This window comes from Blastococcus saxobsidens (assembly GCF_010682065.1).
GTDB lineage: Bacteria > Actinomycetota > Actinomycetes > Mycobacteriales > Geodermatophilaceae > Blastococcus > Blastococcus saxobsidens_B.
In genome coordinates this window covers 1-1,278 of record NZ_JAAGWG010000068.1, presented here as the reverse complement: position 1 = coordinate 1,278, position 1,278 = coordinate 1, and the positions used below count along the sequence as shown (strand labels likewise).

Sequence of the window (1,278 nt, the reverse complement as noted above, 5' to 3'; positions counted from 1 at the left end):
CGGGGACGACGACGGTGGTCGCGGCCGAGGTGGTGGGCTCGTCGACGGTGTCGACGGAGTGCACGAGGGTCAGCACGCCAGCACCGCCGATCGCGGGGTCTCCGCCGTCCAGCCGTAGCTGGTCAGGGTGATGATCGAGATGCGGGGCGAGTAGTTGAGGTAGGCGCGCTCGACGCGGGCGCTGACCGTGCGCGTGGTGGCGGTGGTCTGCTCCATGAGCACCGACTGGCCGTTGTTGAGGTGGGCCATGACGCGGTAGCCGGTGACCCCGCGGGTGGTGGTGCTGGCCGGCCAGGTGATCGTGGCGTTGTACCAGTAGTTGGTGGTGTAGACCGTCGTCGTGCCGTTCCAGTACGAGGACGTGGTGGTGGAGCAGTAGTCGTCGATCCGCATCGAGGCGGGAGCGGCGACGGTGCCGGCGGTGATCGACTGCTGCACCGACGTGGTGTCGGAGAAGGCGGCCGAGGCGGCGATCCCGCTGCCCACGACCACGGCCAGGGACAGGCCGATCACGGTGGAGGCCCGTCGGAGGCGGTTCATGCCTCGACGTCCTCGTCCGTCGACCGGCGGGGACGCCAGATCGACAGCAGCAGCCAGGTGGCCAGCAGGAGCGGTGCCCCGTAGATGAGGACCTGGTTGACGACCGGGGTGCGGAGCAGGGTCACCAGGTGCCCGAGCTCGGGGACGACGGCACGCACCTGGTAGGCGGTGTCGCCCTCGAGTGTCGCCGTCCAGGGGTCCACCTCGTCGTTGGCGTCGCCCTTGGTGCGGATCTGGACGCTGCCGTCCGCGGCCTGCTCGACCGAGATGACGCGGTGGGTCACGAGGCTGCCGTCGCCGATGGGCATGTGGTAGGCGAGCACCATGCCCTCGGTCACATCGGTGACGCCGATGGCGGTGACGACGGTGACGTCACCCGACTCGATCTCGGGAGCCATGCTGTCGGTCAGCATCGTCATCGTGCGGTAGCCGAACACGTGCGGTCCGACGGCCAGCAGGAGGAACACCAGGACGGCGACCCCCATGACTCCGCGGACCAGCCACGGGGCCGTGCGGCCCACGATCTGGCGGGCCCGGTCGGCGCGGCGGCCGGCCGTGGAGCGCTCGTCCCCGGCCGAGGGCAGCGAGTCGGCTGCCTCCGGGCGACGGACGGGGTGGACGGTGGTCATGGCGTGGTCTCCGAGTGGTCGTCAGGCCGCGATCAGCGGGCGGTGCCGGTGCGCTGGACGCCGGTGAAGGTGAGGGCGAAGGCGCTGGTCTGGCCCTGGAAGGTGTTGT

General features: G+C 70.7%; 2 protein-coding genes. Both read right to left on the bottom strand.

What is annotated here, in order from left to right; all coding sequences use genetic code 11:
• Positions 1 to 69: 69 nt before the first annotated feature.
• Positions 70 to 540, bottom strand: coding sequence for a hypothetical protein (locus tag GCU60_RS19685; RefSeq protein WP_163208339.1), 471 nt, complete (start codon positions 538 to 540; stop codon positions 70 to 72).
• On the bottom strand, positions 537 to 1,169 hold the full coding sequence (locus tag GCU60_RS19680; RefSeq protein WP_163208337.1) for a signal peptidase I: 633 nt from the start codon (positions 1,167 to 1,169) through the stop codon (positions 537 to 539). The genes GCU60_RS19685 and GCU60_RS19680 overlap by 4 nt, the downstream gene beginning before the upstream one ends.
• Positions 1,170 to 1,278 lie beyond the last annotated feature (109 nt).